This is a genomic window from Novosphingobium sp. BL-A-28-Hi1-0D (assembly GCF_055521755.1).
In genome coordinates, this window is the sequence record NZ_CM145502.1 from 212,604 (window position 1) to 237,174 (window position 24,571).

Consider the following 24,571-nt stretch of genomic DNA (forward strand, 5'->3'; position numbering starts at 1 on the left):
AGAGGGGTGACTCTCCTGAACGAAGCCCATGCAAACGGGTGTCTTCAGCGGGCCTTCACGCGCCGCATCACATCGGCCAGATGGACCGGGAACGAGAGCGCGATCGGCGCCGAGATCCATGGCCAAGCAGCCCCGGTCAGCGCCGCGCGAAGTCCTACAACGATCAGCGCTGCAGGCAGCAGCATCGTGAGGAGTTCTCCAACTTTCCAACCGCGCCGCCAGAGCCATAGCGCTTCGAGTGCGAGGGCGGCGAGCACGATGTCGGCGGCGTGACCGGAGGAGAACAGCGCTTCCATCGGCCTTCAGCCCTCAGCCGAACGGTGCGTTGAGGCGGACGACTTCCCAGTTGAGCGCGCCCGCAACCGTGACCCACGCGATGTAGGGCAGGAGCAGCGCCGCCGAAACGCGCGAGAGGCGGCCGCAGTAGGCGATCAGGACCGCGATCGAGACCCACAGCATGCACAGTTCCCAGAACGCCCAGTCGGGCCGCTGCATCCGGAAAAAGAGCAGGCTCCACATAATGTTGAGGAAGCCGTTCAGCGCGAAGAGGCCGATCACCGTATCCGAGGTGCGCGAATCCTTCGCCGCACGCCAGGCCGCGACTCCGGCGATGGCGCAGAGCGCGAAGATCGTGGTCCAGGCAATCGGGAAGACCGGGCGCGGCGGTGTGAAATCCGGCTTGATCAGCGAATCGTACCACGGTCCGAGATCGGTGATCGTCCCGCCGACCATCGCTGTGGCGAACGCGGCGAGCGAGGCGATCCCGATGGGGACAAAGGCCGCGCGGCTCATCCCGCAGCGGGCCTCAGGCCGAGCAAGTGCGCGCAATCCTTGAGGAATATTCGCACGTGCGCCATCGGATTGGCGCGGACCAACTTCTTGTTCATGTAGGCCTGCCAGGTCAGCTGCTGGACGTCCTTGTCGGCACACATATCGACGAAACGCTCGCGCCTCTTGTCGCTCGAGTACCAGAAGTACTGCATGATCCCGAGAATCCAGAACACCCGGCCATGCTCGCGCAGGAAGGCTTTGCGCGCCTGCTTGAGCACAACGGGATTGCCGGTGGCGATGTAGGCATCGGCGGTTTGGGCGGCGATGCGGCCGCAGACCATTGCGTAATAGATGCCCTCGCCCGATGCCGGGGCGACGACGCCCGCGGCATCGCCTGCGACCAGCACGTCGCGACCATTGTCCCAGTGCTTCAAGGGCTTGAGCGGGATTGGTGCACCTTCGCGGCGCAGCGTATCGCAGCCTTCGAGGCCCAGCTCCTCGCGCATCTGCTTGACCGAACCGCGCAGGGAGAAGCCCTTGTTGGCACTGCCGACGCCGATGCTGGAGGTTTCGCCATGGGGGAAGACCCAGGCGTAGAAATCGGGCGAGAGCTTGCCCTGGTAGAGCACATCGCAGCGGGTGGCGTCGAAGCCTTGGGGCGTGCTTTGCGGCGAGCGGACGACTTCGTGGTAGGCGAAGACGCAAGGGTTGCGCTCGGCACCGGGGATGTTCTCGCGCGCAACGCCCGAGCGGGCACCATCCGCGCCGATGACCAGCCGGGTGCGAACCTTTTGCACCTCGCCACCGCGGGATTCGCGATAGCAGACGACCGCGCCGGGCAGGCCGTCGCGTTCGACGGATTCATAGGTGCCGGTGCGGCGTTCGGCCCCGGCGCTGGCGGCGCGGGCGCGGAGCCATTCGTCGAAATGATCGCGGTCCACCATGCCGACGTAGCCGATCTCGCCCACCGGCATGTCGACCGCGCGATTGGACGGGGCGACCATGCGGGCCGAGCGGGCACGGGCGACGAGGAGCGATTGGGGAACCTCGAACTCTTCGAGCAGGCGTGGCGGGACGGCACCGCCGCAGGGCTTGATCCGCCCTGCCCGGTCAAGCAGCAGGACCTTGCGGCCCATGCGCGCCAGATCCCAAGCGGCGGTTGCGCCCGAAGGCCCGCCGCCGATCACCACCACGTCAAAGTCGGTTCCCGTTCCCTCTTGGCCGTTCATATGCCTGCTGCCCTGAATCTGGCGGCTGCGGATCGCCGGTTCGTCACGCGCATTGCGAGGACCGCCGAGACCATGAACAGGCTCGCCTCGAGTGCGAATATCAGTTGGAATGCCTCGGTAACTTGTCCGGTGGCACTGCGCGCCAGATCGACGCCGAGAGCGCCGGTAAGTCCGCCAAGTCCGAAAGCGATGGCCTGCGCCGTGCCCCAAACGCCCATACGCACACCTTCGCGGGTGCGTTTGCCCGCGCCTGCCAGCCCCATCATCGAGCCGATGGCCGAGACGGCGAAGGCACCGTTGAAGAAGCCCAGCGCGGCGATGTTGGCGGCAATCGGCCAGCCCGGACCTGCCCTGGCGGCAAGCGCGAGGCCCGTAAGCGCAAGCGCCGAACCGATGCAGCCGAGCATGGTCCAGACGCGCAGCTCGATCGGCATGCGCCCGGCAAAGGCGCTGCCGCCAAGCCCGGTGACGATCATGCCGATCAGAACGCCGCCGTGCTGGACGCCGGACAGGCTGGTCGACTGGCCGGGCGACATCTGGAAGACGAGGCCTGCGAAGGGTTCGAGGATGAGGTCCTGCATTGAGTAGGCCAGCATCGAGACGAAGATGAACAGGGTGAAGCGGCGCGACTGCGGGTCGCCGAGGATCTCGGCAATGGCTTCGCGCAGGGAGGCAGGCGGCTCGCGGGTTTCAGGCGCAAGCGCGGCTGCAGCTTTCGACTCCAGACCGAGCATGGCAAGGCAGGTGACCGTGATGGCCGCAGCGATCACGCCGCCTGCAACCATGAGCAGGCGCTGTTCCGAATAGGGATCGAGCAGGGCTCCGGCGGTGCCTGCGGAAATGACGATGCCGAAAACCATCATGATCCATGTGGTTGCGGCTGCCGCAGCGCGCTTTTCAGGGGCGACGCCGGTTGCAAGGATGGCGAGCATCGACGTGCCCGCCGCGCCGACGCCGGCGCCGATCAGACTGAAGGCCACAACGGCAAGGACGATGCCGAGCGTGCGGGAATCATCGAGCATGGTCGTGGCCTGAACCGCGAGCATCGTGCCTGCACCAAGGATCGCCATGCCGCCAATCACGAATGGCGTGCGGCGGCGGCCAAGGTCCGAACCATGGCCCCAGAGCGGGCGTGTGAGTTGGACCATGTAGTGCCAGGCAACGAGGCCAGCGGGGATTCCGGCGGCAAGGCCATATTCCAGCACCATCAACCGGTTGAGCAGCGAGGTCGCGACCATGACCATTGCCCCGATCGAGGCCTGCACCGCACCGAGCCGCACAATCGACCACCAGCCAAACCTGCCGTTCATCAAATGTAACCTCCAAGCCCGAGCGCTGCTGCGAGCATGCCGAGCACGTAGAGCGAGACGCCGGTGGCGTTGTACCAGGGCGCATTCTTCGCCGGGGCCGAGACGAGCTTCGGCATCAGGCAGAGTTGCGCCAGCAGCAGCACCGAAACGGCTGCGCCTGAAATCAGGTGTCCCCACGACAGCATCAGGGCGACGACCACCGCCTGCGGTGCGGCCATGACCACGCTCGCCAGAATGGCGGCGGGCCTTTCGCCCAGAACGACTGGGAGCGAGCGCAAGCCGGTTGCCCGGTCTCCCTCCACGGCCTTGAAATCGTTGAGAGTCATGATGCCATGTGCCCCGAAGCTGTAGAGCGCGAGGACGGCGATGACTTTGACCGAAGGGAGCGCGCCGGCCATGACGGCGGCGCCGGTGAACCAGCTCAACCCTTCATAAGTCAGCGCAACGACAGCGGGGCCGACCCAGCCGCTGGTCTTGAGGCGGAACGGCGGGGCGCTGTAGGCCCATGCACAGGCCAAGCCGACGACGGTGGCAATCAGCACCCACTTTCCGCTGAGCGCTGCTACGACAAGCGAGAGAATCGTCCAGATGATCGCAATGGCCAGACCCCAGCGCCCGGCGATTCTCCCAGAGGGAATAGGGCGGCCCGGCTCATTGATCGCATCGACGTGACGATCGAACCAGTCGTTCACCGCCTGGCTGGTGCCGCAGACGAGAGGCCCCGTCAGCGCGATGCCTGCCAGCAGGAAGGTCCAGCGGCTGAGCGGCGCAACGCCGGACGAGACGACGCCGCACATCAGCGCCCACATCGGCGGAAACCAAGTTATCGGTTTGAGAAGTTCCAAGACATCGCGAGCCGCCGGAGGCGGCGATATCGTAGTCGAGACTGCCGATCGCGCCATGGCATGACACTATGCCCAAGCGGCATAAGCGTCAAATCAATTTGACACTCTAAGCGTCAAGATTGTCAGCCATATTTCCAAGGCCATAGCGGTGCAGCTTGGAATAGAGGCTCTGTCGGCTGAGGCCGAGGATTTCCGCGGCCGAAGCGCGGTTGTTCGAGGTGTATTCGAGCGCGGCTTCGATGCACAGACGCTCGATCAGGTCGGTGGATTCGCGCACGATATCGCGCAGCGACATGCGGCCGACGAGTTCGGTGAGCTGTTCGACCGAGCGCGGGGCATCGGTCGTTGCCGGGAGATCGCGCAGACGGCGACCGATGGGGCGAATCACGAAGCCGTAGGAGGGCTGTTCGTCGCTGGTGCGGACGGCGGAGAGTTCGACCGGTTCGCCATCGAAGCCATCGCGCGCGCCGACTACGGTGCTGACATTGCGGGCAATATCATGCTTGGCAAGCTGGCCGTCGATAAGGTCGAGGTCAATGCCAGGACGTCCGACGAAATCGCCAAGCGGACGACCGCGCAACTGATCGACGCTGGCGGCCGAGACGAGCTCGACAAAGGCCGGGTTTGCCGACTGGATGATCATGCGCGAATCGGTCAGCACGAAGGCATCGGGCATTGATTCGATCACCCGAAGCGTGGCGCCCGAATTGTGTTCGGCAACGCCGCTTGCACCGGCGAGCCTGACCAGCAGAAACTGGCCGCCGCGTTCGCGGAAGCCGCTGGCAGAAAGCATGACCGGCTCACACCCGTCAATCGGCTCGGCCTCGATCGGCATGATGCCGGGAGAGACCAGTGCCGAGCCGAGGAAGGCAATCAGGTGTTCGCGCGCGGGGCGGCCGAACAGCGCGGTGAGCTTGCCGCCCTGAAGCATGCCGTTGCGGGCATGGAACAGCTGGTGCGCGGCGCGATTGGCCTCGCGGATGCGGAAGGTTTCGGCATCGACGATCAGCACGGGTTCAACCGACTGGTCGAACAGCATGCGGTAGCGGGCCTCGAGCTGGCGCAGGCGCAGGTAATCGCGTTCGAGCGACTGCTGGGCCTGAAGCACCCGCTGCTGGAGCGCTGCTGCATCGCGCATGTCGCGGCCCAGGGCTATGCTGCCACTACCCTGCCCCAGCTTCACGACGACAAAGCGGACCGGTACGTCGCCTTCGCTGGTGACCTGATTGACCTGACGCCAGTGCTGCGTCACGCCCTTGCGCGCATTGGCCAGCATTTCCATGACCTTGGGTCGGCTCTCGATCGAGACTGTGTCGAGCCAGTCCTTGCCGAGCCACTGCCGCGCATCGGGAAATTCGCGCGGATTGGCGGTAAGGTCGATGATCTTGCCATGTTCGTCGATGATCAGTGCGATATCGCCGGCAACCATGGCGAGCTTCGCCGCGGCATCGGCATCAAGCCTTTCAAAATGGCTCTCGGCACTGCCGAAGGGCAACTTGCCCTCAATGCTGTTGTTGCGAGCTGGCATCAACCGGGCCGGTTAGCCGAGCCGAAGATCGAAACCGGCCGACCCGATGAGTTGCCTGGACACAAGCTTTTCGGCGAGGACGACGGCCGAGCGCGCGTCGGGAGCGGTGCCATCGGCGCCCACTTCGTCAACAAGTCCCGGATTGGCATTGACCATTCGTCCACCGATAAAGATCTGAACCTTAGGCGCTCTCGAAACGCTGCGGATGGCGCAAATTAGGTCACTCAGATTTCCGTTAGTGCAATCGCAACTGACGGTCAAGCCTATGACATCGAAGTGTCTTTCTGCGATAATCTGCAGCAATTCCTTACGCTTGGGCTCAATCAAAGCTTCCGTCTGCCAGCCTGCCCTTGCGAACACTTCCTCGATCATCAAGGTGCCAAGGGCGTGACCGTCTCCGGGCATGGGCGAAAACAAGGCGGAGCGGGAAATGTTCCCGTCAAAGTGGTCCGACGGATAATGCAGCGCGACCTGGCGCATCACTTCCTGAAGGCGCCAGAGACCCATCGTGACATCGAGGAAATCGCACTCGTCCTCTTCCCAGTGCTGGCCGAGACGGCGGGCGGACGGGGCAAGCAGGTCGACGAAGATCGATTCGATCGAAACGCCGCGTTCGATGAAGGATTCGACCACTTCGAGAAGTTCGTCGGCATCGAGATCGAGGGGGAGCGAGGCGAAGCGCGCGGCTTCTGCGGGATCGACCGACAGCGTTCCGGTGGGCCGTGCCCGGCCGACGCCCGAGGAGTGGGCCAGCAGCAGGCGGGGGATGATCTGTTCTTCGATCAGGCTGTTGACCGGACCGGGAGGTGTCGGCCGCACATTCGCGCTGGCCATCTCGTAATGCTGGGGATCATTCGGACCCCCGCCCGGTCTCAGATTGCGGGCCCGCTTCGGGCGGACACTGCTCGCAGCCCGCTTCGTAGACCCCGTACCATATAGCGTCGCCATAACAGACCCCTCCGGTCTGGGTGGGTGAGAGATATCACCCCCGGGCTGTCGCTTGTTCTTCCGACTCTGTCCGGAAACGGCATCCTACGCCTGTAAACCGTTGCTGACAAATCCTCATCTGTCATTTTTATTTGTCGTCAAGATAGGTTGACACTTCTCCGGTGAAGCGTAGTCTCCAATCTCCACGAAAAGGTGAACGGGCGGGATGTCAGGGGAAGCAATCAGGACCGGAGCCGCCGATCACGGGATCGGCAGGCGGCCCGCGCGCCCTGCGCTATACACTCCTGAAGAGCGTGCCCGCCGCGATGCGACTCGCTGGACGCTGGTCCAAGGCCTGCTTGCCCCTTTCCAGTTCCTCGTCTTCCTGATCAGCCTCGGACTCGTGCTGCGCAGCCTTGCTACGGGCGAAGGCGCCTTTGCGGCGGACGTCTCGGTGGTCGCCAAGACACTCACGCTGTTTGCGATCATGATCACCGGATCGATCTGGGAAAAGGTCGTGTTCGGAAAGTGGCTCTTTGCCCGCGCGTTCTTCTGGGAAGACGTGTTCTCGATGCTGGTGATCGCGCTGCACGCCACGTACATGGTGATGCTGCTCGGCCAGTTCGGCAGCTTTGCCCAGCGCATGGAAATCGCGCTCGCAGGCTATGCCGCTTATGTCATCAATGCTGGACAGTTCCTGCTCAAGCTGCGCGCCGCGCGGCTCGAGGCCGAGCGTTCCGCGCCTTTTCAGGGAGCCTCGGCATGAGCGCAGACAGCACGCTTGTCGCGCCGAGCAGCGGCTGCGCCACGACCAGCCAGCCCGAAGTGCTGCGCCAGCGCGGCCAGCGAGAGGTGTTCTGCGGGCTGACCGGGATCATCTGGCTGCATCGCAAGATGCAGGACGCGTTCTTCCTCGTCGTCGGATCGCGGACCTGCGCGCACCTGCTGCAGTCGGCTGCCGGCGTAATGATCTTTGCCGAGCCCCGCTTTGCCACCGCGATCATCGAAGAGCGCGATCTTGCCGGGATGGCCGATTGCCAGGACGAGCTCGACCGCATCGTCGACCGCCTGCTGGTCCGCCGCCCGGAAATCCGCACGCTGTTCCTCGTGGGCTCGTGCCCTTCGGAAGTGATCAAGCTGGACCTCGGCAAGGCGGCGCAGCGGCTCGACGTGAAGTTTGGCGGGCGCACCCGCATCCTCAACTATTCGGGCAGCGGAATCGAGACGACCTTTACCGAGGGGGAGGACGCGTGCCTCACCTCGCTGGTTCCGGAAATGCCCGCGGCAACTGCTGCTGACGCACCGAACCTGCTGGTGATCGGCGCCCTGCCCGACATCGTTGAAGACCAGTTCCGCCGCCTGTTCACCGAACTTGGCATCGCCACGGTCGATTTCCTGCCGGCAAAGCGCATGGCCGATCTGCCCAAGGTGGGGCCGAACACGGTGTTTCTGCTGGCCCAGCCGTTCCTGACCGAGACGACCGGCGCGCTGCAGCGGCGCGGGGCCAAGCGGCTTGACGCATTATTCCCGTTCGGCGCGGAAGGCACGACCGACTGGCTGCGCTCTGCTGCCGAGGCCTTTGGCGTTGACCGGATGCACTTCAACCGCGTGGTCGCGCCGGGGCGCGAGCGGGCCAAGCGTGCGATTGCCCACTGCCGTGAGCGGTTGGAAGGCAAGCGCATCACCTTCCTGCCGGATTCGCAGCTGGAACTGCCGCTGGCACGCTTCCTTGCAACCGAACTTGGCATGGTGCCGGTGGAAGTGGGCACGCCCTACCTCAACCGCGAACTCAACGCCCGCGAACTGGCGCTGCTGCCGGAAGGCACTCGGCTGAGCGAAGGGCAGGACGTTGACCTGCAGCTTGATCGCGTGCGCGCCGACCGGCCGGACCTGACCGTCTGCGGTCTTGGCCTTGCCAATCCGCTGGAGGCCGAAGGGCTTTCGACCAAGTGGGCGATCGAACTCGTCTTTTCGCCGATCCACGGCTTCGAGCAGGCGGGTGACCTCGCCGAGCTCTTCGCGCGGCCGCTTCGCCGTCGCGACATTTTGAGGGTATAGGGCAATGCAGCTGGCGGTCTGGACATACGAAGGTCCGCCACACGTTGGCGCGATGCGGGTCGCGACGGCGATGAACGGGATGCACTATGTGCTCCACGCGCCGCAGGGCGATACCTATGCCGACCTGCTGTTCACGATGATCGAACGCCGCGGCAAGCGCCCGCCTGTCACCTACACCACCTTCCAGGCGCGTGATCTTGGCAAGGACACCGCCGGGATCTTCCAGAACGCCGCGCGCGATGCCTATGAGCGGTTCACCCCGCAGGCCTTGCTGGTGGGTGCATCATGCACAGCCGAGCTGATCCAGGACGATCCGGCCGGCCTTGCCGAAGCGCTGAATCTGCCCTGCCCGGTCATCCCGCTCGAACTGCCGAGCTACCAGCGCAAGGAAAACTGGGGTGCGGCCGAAACCTTCTACCGCGTCGTGCGCCAGCTGGCGGACAAGGACGTGCGCCCTGCGCCGCGCGAAGGCCGTCGTCCGCTCGTCAACTTGCTTGGCCCCTGCGCGCTGGGTTTCCGCCATCGCGATGACGTTGCCGAAGTGCGCAAGTTGCTGGACAGCATCGGTATCGACGTTAACTGCGTCGCGCCGCTCGATGCCGCGCCAGACGATATCCGCACGCTGGGCCGCGCCGACTTCAACATCGTGATGTACCCGGAAGTGGGCGGGGAAGCGGCACGCTGGCTTGATCAGGCCCTGCACCAGCCGGCCATCCGCACCGTGCCGATCGGGGTTGGTGCGACGCGCGAGTTCATCACCGAAGTCGCAGCACTCGCCGGAGTCGATGCGACCGTCGCGCTCTCCGATCAGCAATCGCGGATGCCGTGGTGGAGCCGTTCGGTCGACTCGACCTACCTCACCGGCAAGCGCGTCTTCATCTTCGGCGATGCCACCCATGCCATCGCCGCAGCCCGCATTGCGCACGAGGAGCTTGGTTTCGAGATCTGTGGCCTGGGCTGCTACAACCGCGAATTCGCACGGGAAATGCGCCGCGCCGCTGCGCACTATGGCGTAGAACCACTGATCACCGACGATCACCTCGAGGTCGAGGATGCGATCCTCAATGCTTCGCCCGAACTGGTGCTGGGCACGCAGATGGAACGCCATATCGCCAAGCGCTTCGGCATTCCTTGCGCGGTGATCTCCTCACCGGTGCACGTGCAGGACTTCCCCGCCCGCCACAGCCCGCAGATGGGCTTCGAGGGCGCCAACGTGATCTTCGATACCTGGGTCCATCCGCTGGTGATGGGCCTTGAGGAGCATCTGCTGACGATGTTCCGCGACGACTTCGAGTTTTCCGATGCCGCAGGTCCTTCGCACCTCCATGCCTCCGCACGCCGCCACGATAGCGATGCAGGTGCCGGTGCAATTCAGGCTGCCGTCGATACCCGTTCCGAAGGTGAACTTGTCGAGGCCCGGCCGGCAGGTTCAGCGATAACCTGGACTGCGGAAGCGGAACAGGAACTGCGGAAAGTCCCGTTCTTCGTGCGCGGAAAAGTCCGCCGCAACACCGAAGCCTTTGCCACAGCGCAAGGCCGGGGCGCGGTGGACCTTGCCACGCTCTATGATGCGAAGGCCCATTATGCCCGGTAGCCGCGCCCCCAAGGTTCGCGTCGCGATCGTGACGCTCGACAACCACCTCAAGGCAGGCGTCGAGCGTGCCGATGCGCGGCTGCGCGAGGACAACATCACGATCAGCCTGCATGCCGCGACCGACTGGGACCGGCCGGGCGACGCGCTGGCGCAGACCAAGGCCGCGATTGCCGCAGCAGACATCGTGATCGTGACGATGCTGTTCCTCGACGATCACATCCGCGCGATCCTGCCAACGCTGGAAGCACGGCGTGAGAGTTGCGACGCGATGGTCTGCCTGATGTCGGCGGGCGAAGTCGTCAAGCTGACGCGCATGGGCGGTTACCGCATGGATGCACCGGCCAAGGGCCCGCTCGCCATGCTCAAGAAGCTGCGCGGATCGGGCAAGCCTGGGGCCAGTTCGGGCGCGGGCCAGATGCGCATGCTGCGCCGCCTGCCGAAGATCCTGCGGTTCATTCCCGGCACCGCGCAGGACGTGCGCGCCTATTTCCTGACGCTGCAATACTGGCTCGCAGGCTCCGACGACAATGTCGTGGAAATGACCCGCGCGCTGATCGACCGCTATGCTGCGGGCGAGCGCCTGACCCGCCGGGGCATGACCAAGGCTGCGCCGCCGCGCGAATATCCCGAGCTGGGGGTCTATCACCCGCGCACGGACCAGAAGATTTCGGACAGCATGCGACTGCTGCCGCCCAAGCCCGGTGCCAATGGCACGGTCGGCCTGCTGCTGCTGCGCTCGTACCTGATCTCCAAGGATGCCGGACACTACGACGGCATGATCGCCGCGCTGGAAGCGGCGGGCCTGCGTGTCATTCCCGGCTTTGCCAATGGCCTCGATTCCCGCCCGGTGATCGAGAAGTTCTTTATCAAGGACGGCAAGGCCACGGTCGATGCGGTGATTTCGCTGACCGGGTTTTCGCTCGTCGGCGGCCCTGCCTACAACGATGCCAAGGCTGCCGAGGAGATCCTCACGCGGCTCGACGTTCCCTATATCGCGGCGCATCCGCTCGAGTTTCAGACGCTGGAGCAGTGGGGCGCGGGGCGTCAGGGTCTGCTGGCGCTGGAATCGACGATCATGGTCTCAATCCCCGAACTGGATGGCGCGACGCAGCCGACGGTGTTCGGCGGGCGCTCTGACGGTGCGGGCGTGGCCTGTGCAGGTTGCGAGCGGGCTTGCGTGTTCGAAGGCAACGGTGCGGTCAATGCGATGCGCGCATGCCCCGAACGCGCCGAAGCGCTGGCGGAGAAGGTGGTCAAGGTGGTGGCGCTGCGCCGGGCCGAGCGGGCCGCGCGCAAGCTTGCGATCACGATCTTCAACTTCCCGCCCAATGCCGGGGCAACGGGCTCTGCGGCGTTCCTTGCGGTGTTTGAATCGCTCCACGCAACGCTGCGCCGCCTGGCCGACGAAGGCTATGCGGTCGAGGTTCCCGAGAGCGTCGATGCGCTTCGCGAGACGATCCTCAAGGGCAATTCCGAGCGGTTCGGTTCGGACGCCAACGTGGCCGCGCGGATCGATGCCGATGACCACGTTCGCCGCGAACCGCATCTGGCCGAGATCGAGGCGCAGTGGGGCCCGGCTCCTGGCAAGATCCAGAGCGACGGTTCGCATATCCACGTGCTGGGCGCGCATTTCGGCAAGGTGTTCATCGGTGTGCAGCCGACCTTCGGCTACGAAGGCGATCCGATGCGGCTGCTGTTCGACGGCGACTTCGCCCCGACCCATGCCTTTGCCGCCTACTACCGCTGGCTGCGCGAGGACTTCGGCGCGCATGCGGTGATCCATTTCGGCACCCACGGCGCGCTGGAGTATATGCCGGGCAAGCAGACCGGGCTGACCGGCAAGTGCTGGCCTGAACGCCTGCTGGGCGATCTGCCGAACTTCTACCTCTTTGCCTCGAACAACCCTTCGGAAGGGCTTCTGGCCAAGCGCCGGTCTGGTGCGACGATGCTGAGCTACCTGACGCCGCCGCTGGCGCACGCCGGGCTTTACAAGGGCTTTGCCGATCTCAAGACGAGCGTCGAGCGCTGGCGGTCATCGACCGACGAAGCCGAGCGGGCGGCGCTGGAAACACTGATCTGGGACGAGTGCGCCGGGCTCGACATCACGGCGAAAGACATCTCGGACCTCAGCGCCAATCTCTACGAGCTTGAGCGCACGCTGATCCCGCACGGCCTGCATGTGCTGGGCGAGCGGATGGCCGGAGCCGAACGCGCCGAGATGATCGATGCGCTGGCCGATGCCGATCCGCAGGCGAGCCGCGAGGGCATCGAGGCAGCGCTGGACTCCTGCGACGAACTTGGCGCGCTGGTCCATGCACTGGACGGCGGCTACATCCGTCCGGCTCCGGGCGGCGACTTGCTGGCCAACCCGGAAGTGCTGCCGACCGGGCGCAACATCCACGGTTTTGACCCGTTCCGCCTGCCCACGCGCTTTGCCTGCGAGCAGGGTCGCGTCCAGGCAGAAAGCCTGCTGGCGCGCCATGCCGCAAGTGGCGAGCCTTTCCCCGAGAGCCTGGCGATGGTGCTGTGGGGCACCGACAACATGAAGAGCGAGGGCTCGCAAATTGCGCAGGTCCTCTCGCTGATGGGCGCGCGGCCGCGGATCGACAGCTATGGTCGGCTCGCCGGCGCTGAACTGATCCCGCTTGCCGAACTGGGCCGTCCGCGCATCGATGTGGTGGTCACGCTCTCGGGCATCTTCCGCGACCTGCTGCCGCTACAGACGCGGATGCTGGCCGAGGCCGCGCTGCTGGCCGCGCAGGCTGACGAGCCGCTAGAGATGAACTTCGTGCGCAAGCACAGCCTTGCCCACCAGAAGCTGCACGATTGCGATCTGGAGACGGCTGCGCTGCGCGTGTTCTCCAACGCCGAAGGGGCCTATGGCGCGAACGTCAACCAGCTGATCGAGGGCGGCGTCTGGGCCGATCCGGACGAGCTGGCCAACGCCTTCGAGACGCGCAAGGGCTATGCCTATGGCGTGCGCGGGAAGCCGGTGGCGCAGCGCGACCTGCTGCGCAGTGCGCTCAAGGACGTCGATTTCGTCTATCAGAACCTCGAGAGCGTCGAAGTCGGGATCACCGACCTTGACCAGTACGTCGACGGGCTGGGCGGCGTAAGCCGGTCGATCGCGCGGGCAAAGGGCAGCGAAGCGCCGGTCTATATCGTCGATGCGACGGTGGGCGATGCCAAGGTGCGTACGCTGGCCGAGCAGATCGACCTCGAGACGCGCACCCGCACGCTCAACCCCAAGTGGTTCGAGGGCATGCTCAAGCATGGCTTCGAAGGCGTGCGCAATATCGAACAGCACGTGACCAACACGGTGGGCTGGTCGGCCACGACGGGCCAGGTGGCGCCGTGGGTCTACCAGCAGATCAGCGAGACCTTCGTGCTCGACCCCGCCATGCGCGAGCGGCTCTCGAAGCTCAATCCCAACAGCTCGGCACGGGTTGCCAGCCGTCTGCTCGAGGCGTGCGAACGCCGCCTGTGGGAGCCCGACGACGAAACACTCGAAGCCCTGCGCATCGCCAACGACGAACTCGAGGACCGCCTGGAAGGCGTCTACTCGGGTGCGACCGCGGCCGAATAAGGAGAATGTGATGAACCTGCTCGACCCAAGGGCGCGCTTCAGCCAGCCGGATGGCGAGGGATCGGTGCAGGTCCAGCTGGATCCACGCGACGAGATCAAGGGCGCAAAGGTGATTGCCGTCTATGGCAAGGGCGGGATCGGCAAATCGACGACCTCGTCGAACCTGTCCGCAGCCTTCTCCAAGCTCGGCCATCGCGTGCTGCAGATCGGCTGCGATCCCAAGCATGACTCGACCTTCACGCTGACCAAGAAGCTGATCCCGACGGTGATCGACGTGCTCGAAGGCGTGGAGTTCCATGCCGAAGAGCTGCGGCCCGAGGACTACATGTTCGAAGGCTACAACGGCGTGATGTGCGTCGAAGCGGGCGGGCCTCCTGCTGGCACCGGTTGCGGCGGTTATGTGGTGGGTCAGACGGTCAAGCTGCTCAAGCAGCACCACCTGCTGGAAGACACCGACGTGGTGATCTTCGACGTGCTGGGCGACGTGGTGTGCGGCGGGTTTGCAGCGCCCCTGCAGCATGCCGAGCGTGCCGTGGTGGTGGCCGCCAACGACTTCGATTCGATCTTCGCGATGAACCGCATCGTTGCGGCCATTGGTGCGAAGGCGAAGAACTACAACGTGCGGCTTGCAGGCGTGATCGCCAACCGTTCTGCCGCGACCGACGAGATCGACCGGTTCAGCGAAGCCATCGGCATGAAGCGCCTCGCCCATTTCCGCGATGTGGACGCCATCCGCCGCAGCCGCCTCAAGAAGTGCACGCTGTTCGAGATGGAGCCTTCGCCCGAAGTGATCGCGGCGCAGCAGGAATACCTGCGCCTGGCGCAAGTGCTGTGGGACGGGGTCGAGCCGGTGGAAGCCCGGCCGATGAAGGACCGCGATATCTTCGACTTCCTGGGGTTCGAGTGATGGCTACGCAGTTTTCACCAAGCCAGATTGCACCGGTCCGCTATCACGACCAGCGCGAGAAGCTGGCCGAGTACTTCGACGGGACCGCGCGCAAGGCGTGGATCGACCTGACTTCGAACGCCAAGGTCAGCGGCATCCGCGCCACGGTGCGTGCAGGGCGTGACGAGATGCGCGGGCAACTGCTGAGCTGGCTGCCCGAAGACCTGCGCCGCCGTGACGTGCTCGATGCCGGGTGCGGCACCGGGAGCCTCAGCGTCGAGGCCGCATGCCGGGGCGCGGTGGTGACCGCCATCGACGTGGCGCAAGGGCTGGTCGATATCGCCGCCGAGCGGGCGCCTTCGTATCTTGGCCATGGCCGGATCAACTGGCGGGTTGGCGACATGCTCGATCCCGCGCTTGGCAGCTTCGACCACATCGTCGCGATGGATTCGCTGATCCATTACACCCTGCCCGACATGGTCTGGGCGCTTTCGGCGCTGATGCAGCGTTGCAGCGGTTCGATCCTGTTCACGTTTGCGCCCTACACTCCGCTGCTGGGCGCGATGCACACGGTGGGCAAGGTCTTCCCGCGCTCCAACCGTTCGCCCGCGATCGTGCCGATTGCCGAGGACGAGCTTCGCGCGGCGCTTGCACAGTTCGAGGACTGGGAAGTGGTGCGCAGCGGCCGGGTTTCGAGCGGCTTCTACAAGAGCCACGCGATGGAACTGGTGAAGCGCTGATGGCCGGACGCCAGCCTCTTGCCGCGAAATGGAGCCGGGTGGCGATCACCTGGCTGCCGTTCGCGGATGCGGCCAGCGTCGAAATCCCGTTGTCGCGCCTGCTGCGCCTGTCGCTGTTTCAGGTGAGCGTGGGCATGATGACCGTGCTGCTCAATGGCACGCTCAACCGCGTGATGATCGTGGAACTGGGCATTCCGGCGTGGCTGGTCTCGCTGCTGATCGCCATTCCCCTGCTCGCCGCACCCTTCCGCGCGCTGATCGGGCACCGCTCGGACGTGCATCGTTCGGTGCTGGGCTGGAAGCGGGTGCCCTATATCTGGTTCGGCACGCTGATGCAGTTCGGCGGACTTGCGATCATGCCGTTCGCGCTGCTGCTGATGGCGAGTCCGCAGCTATTCCCGATTGGCGTGACGGCGAGCGCATTTGCCTTCCTGCTCGCAGGCTTCGGCATGCACACGACGCAGACTGCCGGCCTTGCCCTGACCGGAGATCTGGTCGACGATGAACGCCGCCCGCGCGCGGTCGCACTGCTCTATCTTTCGCTGCTGGCAGGGATGCTGGTCGCCTCGATGGTGATCGGCGGACTGCTCGCCAATTTCAGCCCGACGCGTCTGGTGCAGGTTATCCAAGGCGCGGCGATCCTGACCTTCCTGCTCAACGTGATCGCCCTGTGGAAGCAGGAAGCGCGCAGTGCCGCCACCGCTTCGGCCGATACCCCGCGCCCCTCGTTCACCGAAGTGTGGCAGACTTTCGTGGCGGAGCCGGTCACGATGCGCCTGCTGGTGGCCGTGGGCCTTGGTGCCACCGCCTTTGCCATGCAGGACGCGCTGCTCGAACCCTATGGCGGCGAAATCCTCGGCCTTTCGGTGGGCGCGACGACGGGCCTGACCGGTGCCTGGTCGGTCGGTGCACTGATCGGCTTTACCCTTTCGGGCCGGTGGCTCGGGCGCGGGACGGATGCCTTGCGCATTGCCGGTTTCGGCGTGGTGATCGGTATCGCCGCGTTCATGCTTGTAATTTTCGCAGCGCCGCTGGCAAGCCCGCTGGTGCTGGGCCTTGGCGCAACCGCCATCGGCGCAGGCGCAGGGCTTTTCCTCGTCGGCACGCTGACTTCGGCCATGGCCCTTTCGAGCGACAAGAGCTCCGGCCTTGCGCTGGGCGCGTGGGGCGCAGTGCAGACGACCTTTGCCGGCCTTGCCATCGCGATGGGCGGGGCCTTGCGCGACCTCGTATCGAGCCTCGCTGTGTCGGACGAACTGGGCCGGACCCTCGCCAACCGCGCGACGGGCTATGCCACTATCTACATCATCGAAATCTGCCTCCTGCTGGCCACGCTCGTCGTGCTGGGCCCGCTTGTAGGCCAGACCCCGGCTGCCGCCCGGAAAGTCGGTAATCGCTTCGGACTGACGGAATTTCCCACATGAGACCGGGCCACATGAGAACGGGAAGGACACCCCTATGAGCACTGGCAATATCGTCGGCACAATCGATGCCGCGCAGATCGCAATGATCACATTCATCGGCTTCTTCATCGCGCTGGTCTTCTGGCTGCGCCGCGAGGATCGCCGCGAAGGCTATCCGCTGGAAGACGCGCTGACCGGACGGACGCTTGCCGAAGGCGGGCCGCTTTCAGCTGCGGCGCCGAAGACCTTCATCCTGCCTTTCGGCAAGGGCACCGTTTCGGTCCCCAACGGCAACCGCGATGATTTCGAGGTCAATGCCAAGCGCCGCGAGAACTTCGGCGGAGCCCCGCTCTCGCCGGTGGGTGACGTGTTTGCCGCAGGCGTCGGCCCCGGCTCCTACGCCAACCGCGCCAAGTGGCCCGACATCGACGCCAACGGCAATCCGCGCATCGTGCCGATGGGCCTGGTGCCCGAGATCAGCGTGGCGTCTGCCAGCACCGATCCGCGCGGGCTTCCGGTCTATGGCGCTGACGGTGCCAAGGCTGGCGTGGTGACCGACCTGTGGGTCGACCGTGCCGAGCACATGGTGCGCTACCTTGCGGTCGATACCGGCGGCAAGACCGTGCTCGCCCCGATGCCGATGGCGGTGGTCAAGAAGAACGCGGTGATCATCAGCGCGATCAACGCCGCCGACTTTGCCGGAGCCCCCTTCCCCGCCAACCCGGGCGAGATCACCCGGTACGAGGAAGAGCGCACCGTTGCCTATTTCGGCACCGGCTACCTCTACGCCAACGAAGATCGTCTGGAGCCACTGGTGTGACCGAATACGACCACGAGCCGATCCGCGGACTCCCCGGCGACCTGCCTGCAGGTGAAAGCATCCTGTGGCAGGGATCGCCGGAGTGGCGGACATTCGCCCGCAGCGCGCTGCACACGCGCTGGATCAGCGCCTACTTCGCCGCGCTCGCGCTGCTCGGCCTTGCCAGTGGCAAGCTCGTCGGCGCAGCGGCAGCGGTGGTGGGCGGCGCGATCACGCAAGGCCTGCTGGCGCTGTTTGCGGTGCTCGTGGCGCGCACGACGGTCTATACGATCACCAATCGCCGCGTGGTCCTGCGCATCGGCATTGCGCTCAACAAGTGCGTGAACCTGCCGCTGGCGATGATCGGCTCGGCCGACCTGCGCCCGCAGGCAGGGGGCCACGGCGACATCGCGCTGAACATCGTCGGACGCCACCGCCTCGGTTTTGCGATGCTCTGGCCACATGCCCGGCCCTGGCGGCTTGCGCAGCCCAGCCCGATGCTGCGCGCCCTGCCCGATGCCCAGGCTGCAGCAGGCGTGCTTGCCCGCGCCTGTGCCGCAGTGGTGCCGAACGAAGCAGTGGCGATCGAGCGTTCGCGCCCGGCCCCTGCCCGTGACCACGGCATGCAGGGAGCGGCGGCATGAGTCTCGTCCATGATCATGAGAACACCGTCCCTCGCCCGGCGCTGCTGCTGGCAGGTGCCCTGGTGGCAACGACCCTCGCGCTGACCGGAATGGTCCGCGTCGGCGTGCTCGACCGCGAGGCCGTGCCTGCAGTCGAGAGGGCCAAGGCCAATGTGGCTGCGGTCGAAGTGCGCCATCTGGTCTTTGAAGACCGGGCGGACGGTGCAGTCATGGTCAAGGACTCCGACAACGGCGAAACACTCGCCGTCATGCTCGGCGAAGGGGATGGTGGCGGGTTCGTGCGCGGCGTGATGCGCGGCATGGCTCGCGAAAGGAAGATGAAGGGGATCGGCCCAGCGGCTCCCTTCGAACTGACGCAGTGGGAGAACGGATCGCTCTCGTTGCGTGACCCGGCGACCGGCCGTGCGATCGAGCTTGGCTCGTTTGGCGCGACCAACCGGGCAGCCTTTGCGCGGTTCCTCAGCGGAGCCGCTGTGCCCCTTAAAGCTACTGGGGAAAATCAGGCATGATCCTCCGCCGCGCCTTTGACGTGCCCTGCCGCATCGCGGTGGAGCAGAGCGAGGCGCACTTCCACGCGCATGTCGAACTCGCCGGCAACATCGCCGTCGAGCCCGGCGATCGGGTTTGTGTCCATGGTGATCCGATCCGCGTGGCTTTTGGCGAGAACGCCGTGTTCGAGCGGATGGCGACCGTCGTCCGCGCAGGCCCCATGCTGCGGGGATGGACGCGTCTGATCGCCTATCTGGGCCTGACCGAACTCTACGAGGTCAGCTTCAATCCTGGGAGCCTAAGATGAACGCGATTGCTCTTGAACGTCCGCAAGCGGCTGCGCCACATGTGGCTGCGCCCAAGCCTGACGTCCACAAGATGGTCCAGCACGAGACCGTGCTCAGCCCGCGCTTCTACACCACCGATTTTGCCGCGCTCGATTCGATCGACGTCTCGCTGGTGCGCAAGGAGTGGGACGAGCTGATGGACGAGATGGTCAGCGATCCCAACAAGAAGCATTTCAAGCGCGAAGGCAGCTTTGCCGGGATCATCGAGGGTCTGGAGCCGGAGCTGCGCGCCGAGTTCATCGATTTCCTCGTCAGTTCGCTGACATCGGAATTCTCGGGCTGCATCCTCTACGCCGAGATGGCGCGGCGGACCAAGAATCCGGACATGAAGCTGCTGTTCAAGCTGCTCGCACGCGATGAAAGCCGCCACGCCGGCTTCATCAACGAAGCGCTGAAGGATGCCGGCATCGGCATCGACCTCGGCTTCCTGACCAAGGCCAAGAAGTACCATTACTTCAAGCCGAAGTTCATCTTCTACTCGGTCTATCTGTCCGAGAAGATCGGCTATGCCCGCTATATCGCGATCTATCGCCAGCTGGCCGCGCATCCCGAACTGCGCTTCCATCCCATCTTCAACTGGTTCGAAAGCTGGTGCAACGACGAGTTCCGCCACGGCGAGGCTTTCGCCCTGCTGCTGCGCGCCGATCCGAAGCTGTTGACCGGCATGAACAAGCTGTGGGTGCGGTTCTTCCTGCTTGCGGTCTATTCGACGATGTACGTGCGCGATCATGCGCGGCCCGTGTTCCACAAGGCACTCGGCCTCGATCCCGAAACCTACGACTACCGCGTGTTCGAGATCTGCACCGCGATCAGCCGCCAGGTCTTCCCGGTCGAACTCGACACCAATGATCCGCGCTTCCGCCGGGCAATGAACCGCCTGCTCGCCGCATCCAAGCGGATCGAGGAAGGCAAGCAGCGTGGCGGTCTGTCCGGCGCGCTGTTGCGCGCCTCGGGCGCTGCGGGAGCGGCGTTCAACTTCGCGCGGATGTACCTGCTGCGCCCGCGTGCCAACGAACTGCCTGCGACCGTGCGGATGCAGCCCGCGTGGTAAGCTGGACCGGCCATGTCCTGCCGGTGATCGCCACGATCGTGGTCTGGTTCCTTGCGACCGGCCTGATCGCATGGGCGGACAACCGCGAACGCCGCACGTTCCCGCGCAGCCTGATGCTGGCGGGAATTGCGGGCGTCTCGGGGCTGGCAGTCGTGGCCTGGTCCATGCACAAGGCAACGCTCGGTGGGGTCTATGCCGCCTTTGCCGGGGCCATCCTGATCTGGTCGTGGCACGAGATCACCTTCCTGACCGGCGCAATCACCGGACCACGGCGCGAGCCGTGTCCGGCAGAAGCGCGGGGCATTGAGCGATTCTTCCATGCAGTGAGCGCAGTGGCGTGGCACGAGATCGCGCTGGCACTGAGCGCCATCGGCCTTATCTCGCTCAGCTGGAATGCGCCCAACCAGATCGGCGCGATGACCTTCACCCTGCTGCTGGCAATGCGGCTTTCGACCAAGATCGTGATCTTCCTCGGCGTGCCGAACATGAGCACCGAGATCTTTCCGCCGCACCTGGCCTACCTCAAGACCTATTTCGGCCCGCGCCGGATGGGCATCGACCTTTTTCTTGCGATTGCAGCGACTTCAGGCCTCGCCTTGTGGCTCGGATTGATCGCGCTCAATGCGCCCGAGGGCAGCGCCAGTGCATCAGGCGCCAGCCTGCTCTTCGCGCTCGCCGCGCTGGGCGCGCTCGAACACCTGTTTCTCGCCCTGCCGATACGCGACGGGGCGCTGTGGGGGTGGGCTTTGCCGACGCGCCGCCCAGCCAATTGATACGATAAGCCGAACTCGAACGAGAACACACGAAGAGGACCGACGACATGGATTACGAAGCCTACTTCAAGGGGGAGCTGGACGCAGTCCGGGATGAAGGGCGCTATCGGATCTTTACCGAGATCGAACGGCGTTGCGGCAATTTCCCGCACGCCACGCGCTATGTCGACGACCGGACCGAGCAGGTCACCGTGTGGTGCTCGAACGACTACCTCGGCATGGGACAGCACCCGGCGGTGCTCGAAGCCATGCACAACACGCTCGACGAGTGCGGTGCAGGCGCTGGCGGCACGCGGAATATCTCGGGCACCAACCATCACCACGTCCTCCTCGAGCAGGAACTGGCCGACCTTCACAACAAGGAAGCCGCGCTCCTGTTCACGTCGGGCTACGTGTCCAACTGGGCCGGCCTTGGCACATTGGCAGCAAAGATTCCGGGCTGCGTCGTGTTCTCCGACGCCCTGAACCACGCTTCGATGATCGAAGGCATCCGCCATTCGCGCGCGACCTGCCGGGTATGGCGCCACAACGATGTCGAGCATCTCGACCAGCTGCTTTCGGAATACGGACCGGACGTGCCCAAGCTGGTGGCCTTCGAGAGCGTCTATTCGATGGATGGCGACATCGGCCCGATTGCCGAGATTCTCGACGTCTGCGAAAAGCACGGCGCGATGAGCTACATCGACGAGGTCCACGCGGTTGGCCTCTATGGCCCGCGCGGTGGCGGCGTGGCCGAGCGTGAAGGCCTGATGGACCGGATCACGGTGATCGAGGGCACGCTGGGCAAGGCCTTCGGCGTGATGGGCGGCTATATCGCCGCATCGACCGCGCTGTGCGATTTCATCCGCACGTTCGCCAGCGGCTTCATCTTCACCACCGCCCTGCCCCCGGCGCTGGCAGCAGGCGCGGCGGCCAGCATCCGTCACCTCAAGGCCAGCGAGATGGAACGGGCACGCCACAAGGAGCGCGTGGCGACGGTTCGCCGCAGGCTAGACGCGATGGGCATTCCGCATCTGCCGAACCCCAGCCACATCATTCCGGTGATGGTGGGCGATCCGCACAAGTGCAAGCGCATCAGCGACTGGCTGATGGACAACCACGGCATCTACGTGCAGCCGATCAACTACCCGACCGTGCCGCGTGGCACCGAGCGCCTGCGCATCACGCCCTCGCCGGTTCACAGCGATGGCGATGTCGACAAGCTGATCCATGCGCTGAGCGATATCTGGTCGCAGTGCGAGCTGGCACGCCGCTCCGCCGCTGCCTGACAATGCCACAATGAAAGAGGGGCGCGAACCTTGCGGTTCGCGCCCCTTCTTGTGCGATAACCAGGTTCAGGTCAGTTCGGCGCCTTGAGATAGGCGATTACGTCTGCACGATCCTGAGCCTTTGGCAGGCCGGCGAACGACATCTTGGTACCCGGCACCACGCGCGCGGGCTTCTCAAGATACTGGAACAGCTTTTCAGCCGTCCAGGTGATGCCGCTGTTCTTGTTGGCCGCGGAATAGGTGTATCCAGCCTCGGTGCCGGCCTTGCGGCCAACGACGCCAGCAAGCGACGGACCGATCATGTTCTTGCCAGCCTCGATCGCGTGGCAAGCCTTGCACTGCGTGAAAATGGTCTTGCCATGCGCGGCATCACCCGTGAGCGAGGCCAGCGTTGCGCCATCCAGCGTGTCGGTCGAATCCGCCGTCGGAGCCGCGGCACTTGCCGTAGGCGCGGGCGCTGCCGCAGCGGTCGTTTCGGCGGGCTTTGCCGCAGAGTCGGCAGCCGACTTGTCAGCACTGCCACCGCCGCCGCAAGACGCCAGGAGCAGGGTCGCCGTGGTCAGCGCAAGATATTGAAAAGCTTGCTTCATATGCATCCACCCTCGTTCCGTATCGAAGCGCATCTGGATCGACCGGTACGCGAGTAAAACACGGCTATCCGGTACGTGCAACACGGCATTTCGGGCTGGGAACCAAGTCAAAGCAGCAACCCTGCCATGCGGCACGATCTCAGTCATCTTCCGGGATGCAAGCAGCGCGAACAGGAGCGCGTGGCCCTGCCGGTGAACTGCATCTCCGAGCACAAAATCGGCACTTGCATAGGCAACCAGCCTTCGCGGCGGGCCGATTCACTCGATGTTTCGCCATTCGCAAGCCCCGAAAGTGGCCGGATCAGATCTGAACCCTGATGAGCAAATCCGCCATTTCTACCCCGTGAACTCCCTACATCAGCGAGTGGCGGGACCGGTTGAATTCAAATCTGCTGCATTTCGGACGAAACTGAGCGTGAATATCATGAGAATTTAGATTAGTACGCCCAAGGTTTCCTGCTTCAAGTCGGCTCGTCGAAAAGGGATTCTGAAGACCTTGGACAACGGTGCCTCTGAACTGCTGTATAGTGCTGATTGGCCTTCTGATAACGCCAGCTGCCGCTCGGTTGATTTACACAACGTCGAGATATGGATCTACTTTCCTGACGCGCGCTCTGCAGAGTACCTCATCGCGGGAATTCCGGCCGCAGCACGGGTAATTCAGGCTGTCGTCCAGGCAATGGGACAAAGGCCGGCGATGTGCAGCGTCGTGGCGGGAGAATGGCATGTATCCCAGAAATGCCTCGATGAAAGCCTTCGCCTTGCCCAATGCGCTCCCTATGAGTTGCTCCCCCAAGGAACGTCTTCCGCAGATATCCTGACCCTGGATGGACTCCATCTGCTCGCCTTGATTGCACGGAAGCCAAATTCCTGGACTTGGGCAGAGCCGGGTCAGCTTGCGAAGTACGAATGGACCGATGCCGCAGCATCTCTTGACCCACACAAGTTCAAGGTGCTGCTCCGTGAAGCCAACCGCGCTATGCTGAAGGCGACGGCAAAGAGCGAAGATGGATTGGTATCACGCTACCTGAACCGCCCGGTGTCGAGGTCGATTTCCTCGCTTCTGCTTAGATTTCCAGCGGTACGGCCAGTTCACGCAACCGCGGGCACAGCATTTCTGGCGGTGTTGATGTTTGCCGCCCTGATCCTTGGCGGGGAGGCCGGTGCTATCGCCGGGGCGCTGCTTTTTCACGCCGCATCGGTGTTCGATGGTGTGGATGGAGAAATCGCGCGGGCAACGCACCGCACCTCGGCCACCGGCGCCCGGCTCGACAGCCTGATCGATGCAGCGACCAACCTTGCATTCCTGGGCGGTCTTTCATTCAACCTTTATGCGCGTGGCCAGGCGATTGCCGCGCTTGCTGGGCTGATCGGCATCCTCGCTCTGGCGATGGGTCTTTGGCAGATCGGATCGCGTTCACAGTCTCTGGGTCAACCGATCAATTTCGAGGCGGTTAAGGTCCATCTACGGCGGTCACGACCTAACTCATTGCTGACGAACCTGCTTATCTGGCTCACGATGCGCGATTTCATCGCTGCTGCTTGCGCCTTGGCCGTACTGCTGGGTTACGCTGCAGAGACCTTGTGCATCTTCATGTTCTGCGCAAGCGCCTGGCTAGTTTCGGTGAGTCTGATCCTCATGAGGACCCGCATCAAGTCTCTGCAATCAGGCCGCAAGGATGCGCCTCTTTAGGGCACTTTCCGACCAATCTGGCGCCCCGTGACGTAGCCGA

Annotated in this window: 23 protein-coding genes; 15 read left to right on the forward strand and 8 right to left on the reverse strand. The window is 64.5% G+C overall.

Annotated elements, in window-relative coordinates:
• Positions 1–44: 44 nt before the first annotated feature.
• The 7 genes from ACZ1JW_RS01015 to ACZ1JW_RS01045 are packed head-to-tail and all read right to left on the reverse strand — an operon-like array spanning position 45 to position 6,517.
• Positions 45–296, reverse strand: a complete 252-nt coding sequence (locus ACZ1JW_RS01015) for a hypothetical protein (RefSeq protein WP_465141642.1) — start codon at positions 294–296, stop codon at positions 45–47.
• A 13-nt stretch (positions 297–309) separates the two neighbouring features.
• Positions 310–792 (reverse strand): TspO/MBR family protein, encoded by a 483-nt coding sequence (locus tag ACZ1JW_RS01020; protein WP_465141643.1) that lies wholly within the window; start codon positions 790–792, stop codon positions 310–312.
• The gene (locus ACZ1JW_RS01025; RefSeq protein ID WP_465141644.1) at positions 789–2,000 is read right to left on the reverse strand and encodes a geranylgeranyl diphosphate reductase; all 1,212 of its coding nucleotides are present in this window, start codon (positions 1,998–2,000) and stop codon (positions 789–791) included. Before ACZ1JW_RS01025 ends, ACZ1JW_RS01020 begins: the two co-directional genes overlap by 4 nt.
• Positions 1,997–3,310, reverse strand: a complete 1,314-nt coding sequence (locus tag ACZ1JW_RS01030; protein ID WP_465141645.1) for a BCD family MFS transporter — start codon at positions 3,308–3,310, stop codon at positions 1,997–1,999. Before ACZ1JW_RS01030 ends, ACZ1JW_RS01025 begins: the two co-directional genes overlap by 4 nt.
• Positions 3,310–4,212: a chlorophyll synthase ChlG gene (gene chlG, locus ACZ1JW_RS01035; RefSeq protein WP_465125265.1), complete on the reverse strand. Its 903-nt coding sequence runs from the start codon at positions 4,210–4,212 to the stop codon at positions 3,310–3,312. The genes ACZ1JW_RS01030 and chlG overlap by 1 nt, the downstream gene beginning before the upstream one ends.
• Before the next feature lie 49 nt (positions 4,213–4,261).
• Entirely contained in the window at positions 4,262–5,683 is a 1,422-nt protein-coding gene (gene ppsR, locus ACZ1JW_RS01040; protein WP_465141646.1) for a transcriptional regulator PpsR, read from the reverse strand.
• A gap of 12 nt (positions 5,684–5,695) precedes the next feature.
• Positions 5,696–6,517 (reverse strand): cobalamin B12-binding domain-containing protein, encoded by an 822-nt coding sequence (locus tag ACZ1JW_RS01045; protein WP_465125263.1) that lies wholly within the window; start codon positions 6,515–6,517, stop codon positions 5,696–5,698.
• Between the two features lie 319 nt (positions 6,518–6,836).
• On the opposite strand from ACZ1JW_RS01045, the gene bchF reads away from it, so the two are divergent.
• The 14 genes from bchF to hemA all read left to right on the forward strand — a co-directional run bounded on the left by bchF (position 6,837) and on the right by hemA (position 22,248).
• Positions 6,837–7,376, forward strand: coding sequence for a 2-vinyl bacteriochlorophyllide hydratase (gene bchF, locus ACZ1JW_RS01050; protein ID WP_465125262.1), 540 nt, complete (start codon positions 6,837–6,839; stop codon positions 7,374–7,376).
• Positions 7,373–8,668, forward strand: a complete 1,296-nt coding sequence (locus ACZ1JW_RS01055) for a ferredoxin:protochlorophyllide reductase (ATP-dependent) subunit N (protein ID WP_465125261.1) — start codon at positions 7,373–7,375, stop codon at positions 8,666–8,668. The genes bchF and ACZ1JW_RS01055 overlap by 4 nt, the downstream gene beginning before the upstream one ends.
• A 4-nt stretch (positions 8,669–8,672) precedes the next feature.
• Positions 8,673–10,262 (forward strand): ferredoxin:protochlorophyllide reductase (ATP-dependent) subunit B, encoded by a 1,590-nt coding sequence (bchB, locus tag ACZ1JW_RS01060; RefSeq protein ID WP_465141647.1) that lies wholly within the window; start codon positions 8,673–8,675, stop codon positions 10,260–10,262.
• Complete coding sequence (locus ACZ1JW_RS01065; RefSeq protein ID WP_465141648.1) at positions 10,252–13,848, forward strand: magnesium chelatase subunit H; 3,597 nt, start codon at positions 10,252–10,254, stop codon at positions 13,846–13,848. The genes bchB and ACZ1JW_RS01065 overlap by 11 nt, the downstream gene beginning before the upstream one ends.
• 10 nt (positions 13,849–13,858) lie before the next feature.
• A complete protein-coding gene (gene bchL / locus ACZ1JW_RS01070) occupies positions 13,859–14,755 on the forward strand; it encodes a ferredoxin:protochlorophyllide reductase (ATP-dependent) iron-sulfur ATP-binding protein (protein WP_144901838.1) in 897 nt (298 codons plus the stop codon).
• Positions 14,755–15,474 carry a magnesium protoporphyrin IX methyltransferase gene (gene bchM / locus ACZ1JW_RS01075; RefSeq protein WP_465141649.1) on the forward strand — a complete coding sequence of 240 codons (720 nt, stop codon included), beginning with the start codon at positions 14,755–14,757 and terminating at the stop codon, positions 15,472–15,474. The genes bchL and bchM overlap by 1 nt, the downstream gene beginning before the upstream one ends.
• Positions 15,474–16,898, forward strand: coding sequence for a BCD family MFS transporter (locus tag ACZ1JW_RS01080; protein ID WP_465141650.1), 1,425 nt, complete (start codon positions 15,474–15,476; stop codon positions 16,896–16,898). The genes bchM and ACZ1JW_RS01080 overlap by 1 nt, the downstream gene beginning before the upstream one ends.
• 34 nt (positions 16,899–16,932) lie before the next feature.
• Positions 16,933–17,697: a photosynthetic reaction center subunit H gene (gene puhA / locus ACZ1JW_RS01085; RefSeq protein ID WP_465141651.1), complete on the forward strand. Its 765-nt coding sequence runs from the start codon at positions 16,933–16,935 to the stop codon at positions 17,695–17,697.
• On the forward strand, positions 17,694–18,320 hold the full coding sequence (gene puhB, locus ACZ1JW_RS01090; RefSeq protein ID WP_465141652.1) for a photosynthetic complex putative assembly protein PuhB: 627 nt from the start codon (positions 17,694–17,696) through the stop codon (positions 18,318–18,320). Before puhA ends, puhB begins: the two co-directional genes overlap by 4 nt.
• Complete coding sequence (gene puhC / locus ACZ1JW_RS01095; protein ID WP_465141653.1) at positions 18,317–18,829, forward strand: photosynthetic complex assembly protein PuhC; 513 nt, start codon at positions 18,317–18,319, stop codon at positions 18,827–18,829. The genes puhB and puhC overlap by 4 nt, the downstream gene beginning before the upstream one ends.
• The gene (locus ACZ1JW_RS01100) at positions 18,826–19,116 is read left to right on the forward strand and encodes a hypothetical protein (RefSeq protein WP_465141654.1); all 291 of its coding nucleotides are present in this window, start codon (positions 18,826–18,828) and stop codon (positions 19,114–19,116) included. The genes puhC and ACZ1JW_RS01100 overlap by 4 nt, the downstream gene beginning before the upstream one ends.
• 71 nt (positions 19,117–19,187) lie before the next feature.
• Positions 19,188–20,207, forward strand: coding sequence for a magnesium-protoporphyrin IX monomethyl ester (oxidative) cyclase (gene acsF, locus ACZ1JW_RS01105; RefSeq protein ID WP_465126341.1), 1,020 nt, complete (start codon positions 19,188–19,190; stop codon positions 20,205–20,207).
• Positions 20,201–20,980, forward strand: coding sequence for a putative photosynthetic complex assembly protein PuhE (gene puhE, locus ACZ1JW_RS01110; protein WP_465141655.1), 780 nt, complete (start codon positions 20,201–20,203; stop codon positions 20,978–20,980). The genes acsF and puhE overlap by 7 nt, the downstream gene beginning before the upstream one ends.
• A 47-nt stretch (positions 20,981–21,027) precedes the next feature.
• Positions 21,028–22,248 carry a 5-aminolevulinate synthase gene (gene hemA / locus ACZ1JW_RS01115; protein ID WP_465125252.1) on the forward strand — a complete coding sequence of 407 codons (1,221 nt, stop codon included), beginning with the start codon at positions 21,028–21,030 and terminating at the stop codon, positions 22,246–22,248.
• 71 nt (positions 22,249–22,319) lie between these two features.
• Here the strand turns inward: hemA and ACZ1JW_RS01120 are convergent, their stop codons facing one another.
• Positions 22,320–22,838 carry a c-type cytochrome gene (locus ACZ1JW_RS01120; RefSeq protein WP_465125251.1) on the reverse strand — a complete coding sequence of 173 codons (519 nt, stop codon included), beginning with the start codon at positions 22,836–22,838 and terminating at the stop codon, positions 22,320–22,322.
• 496 nt (positions 22,839–23,334) lie between these two features.
• On the opposite strand from ACZ1JW_RS01120, the gene ACZ1JW_RS01125 reads away from it, so the two are divergent.
• Positions 23,335–24,531 (forward strand): CDP-alcohol phosphatidyltransferase family protein, encoded by a 1,197-nt coding sequence (locus tag ACZ1JW_RS01125; RefSeq protein WP_465141656.1) that lies wholly within the window; start codon positions 23,335–23,337, stop codon positions 24,529–24,531.
• Positions 24,532–24,571: the final 40 nt, after the last annotated feature.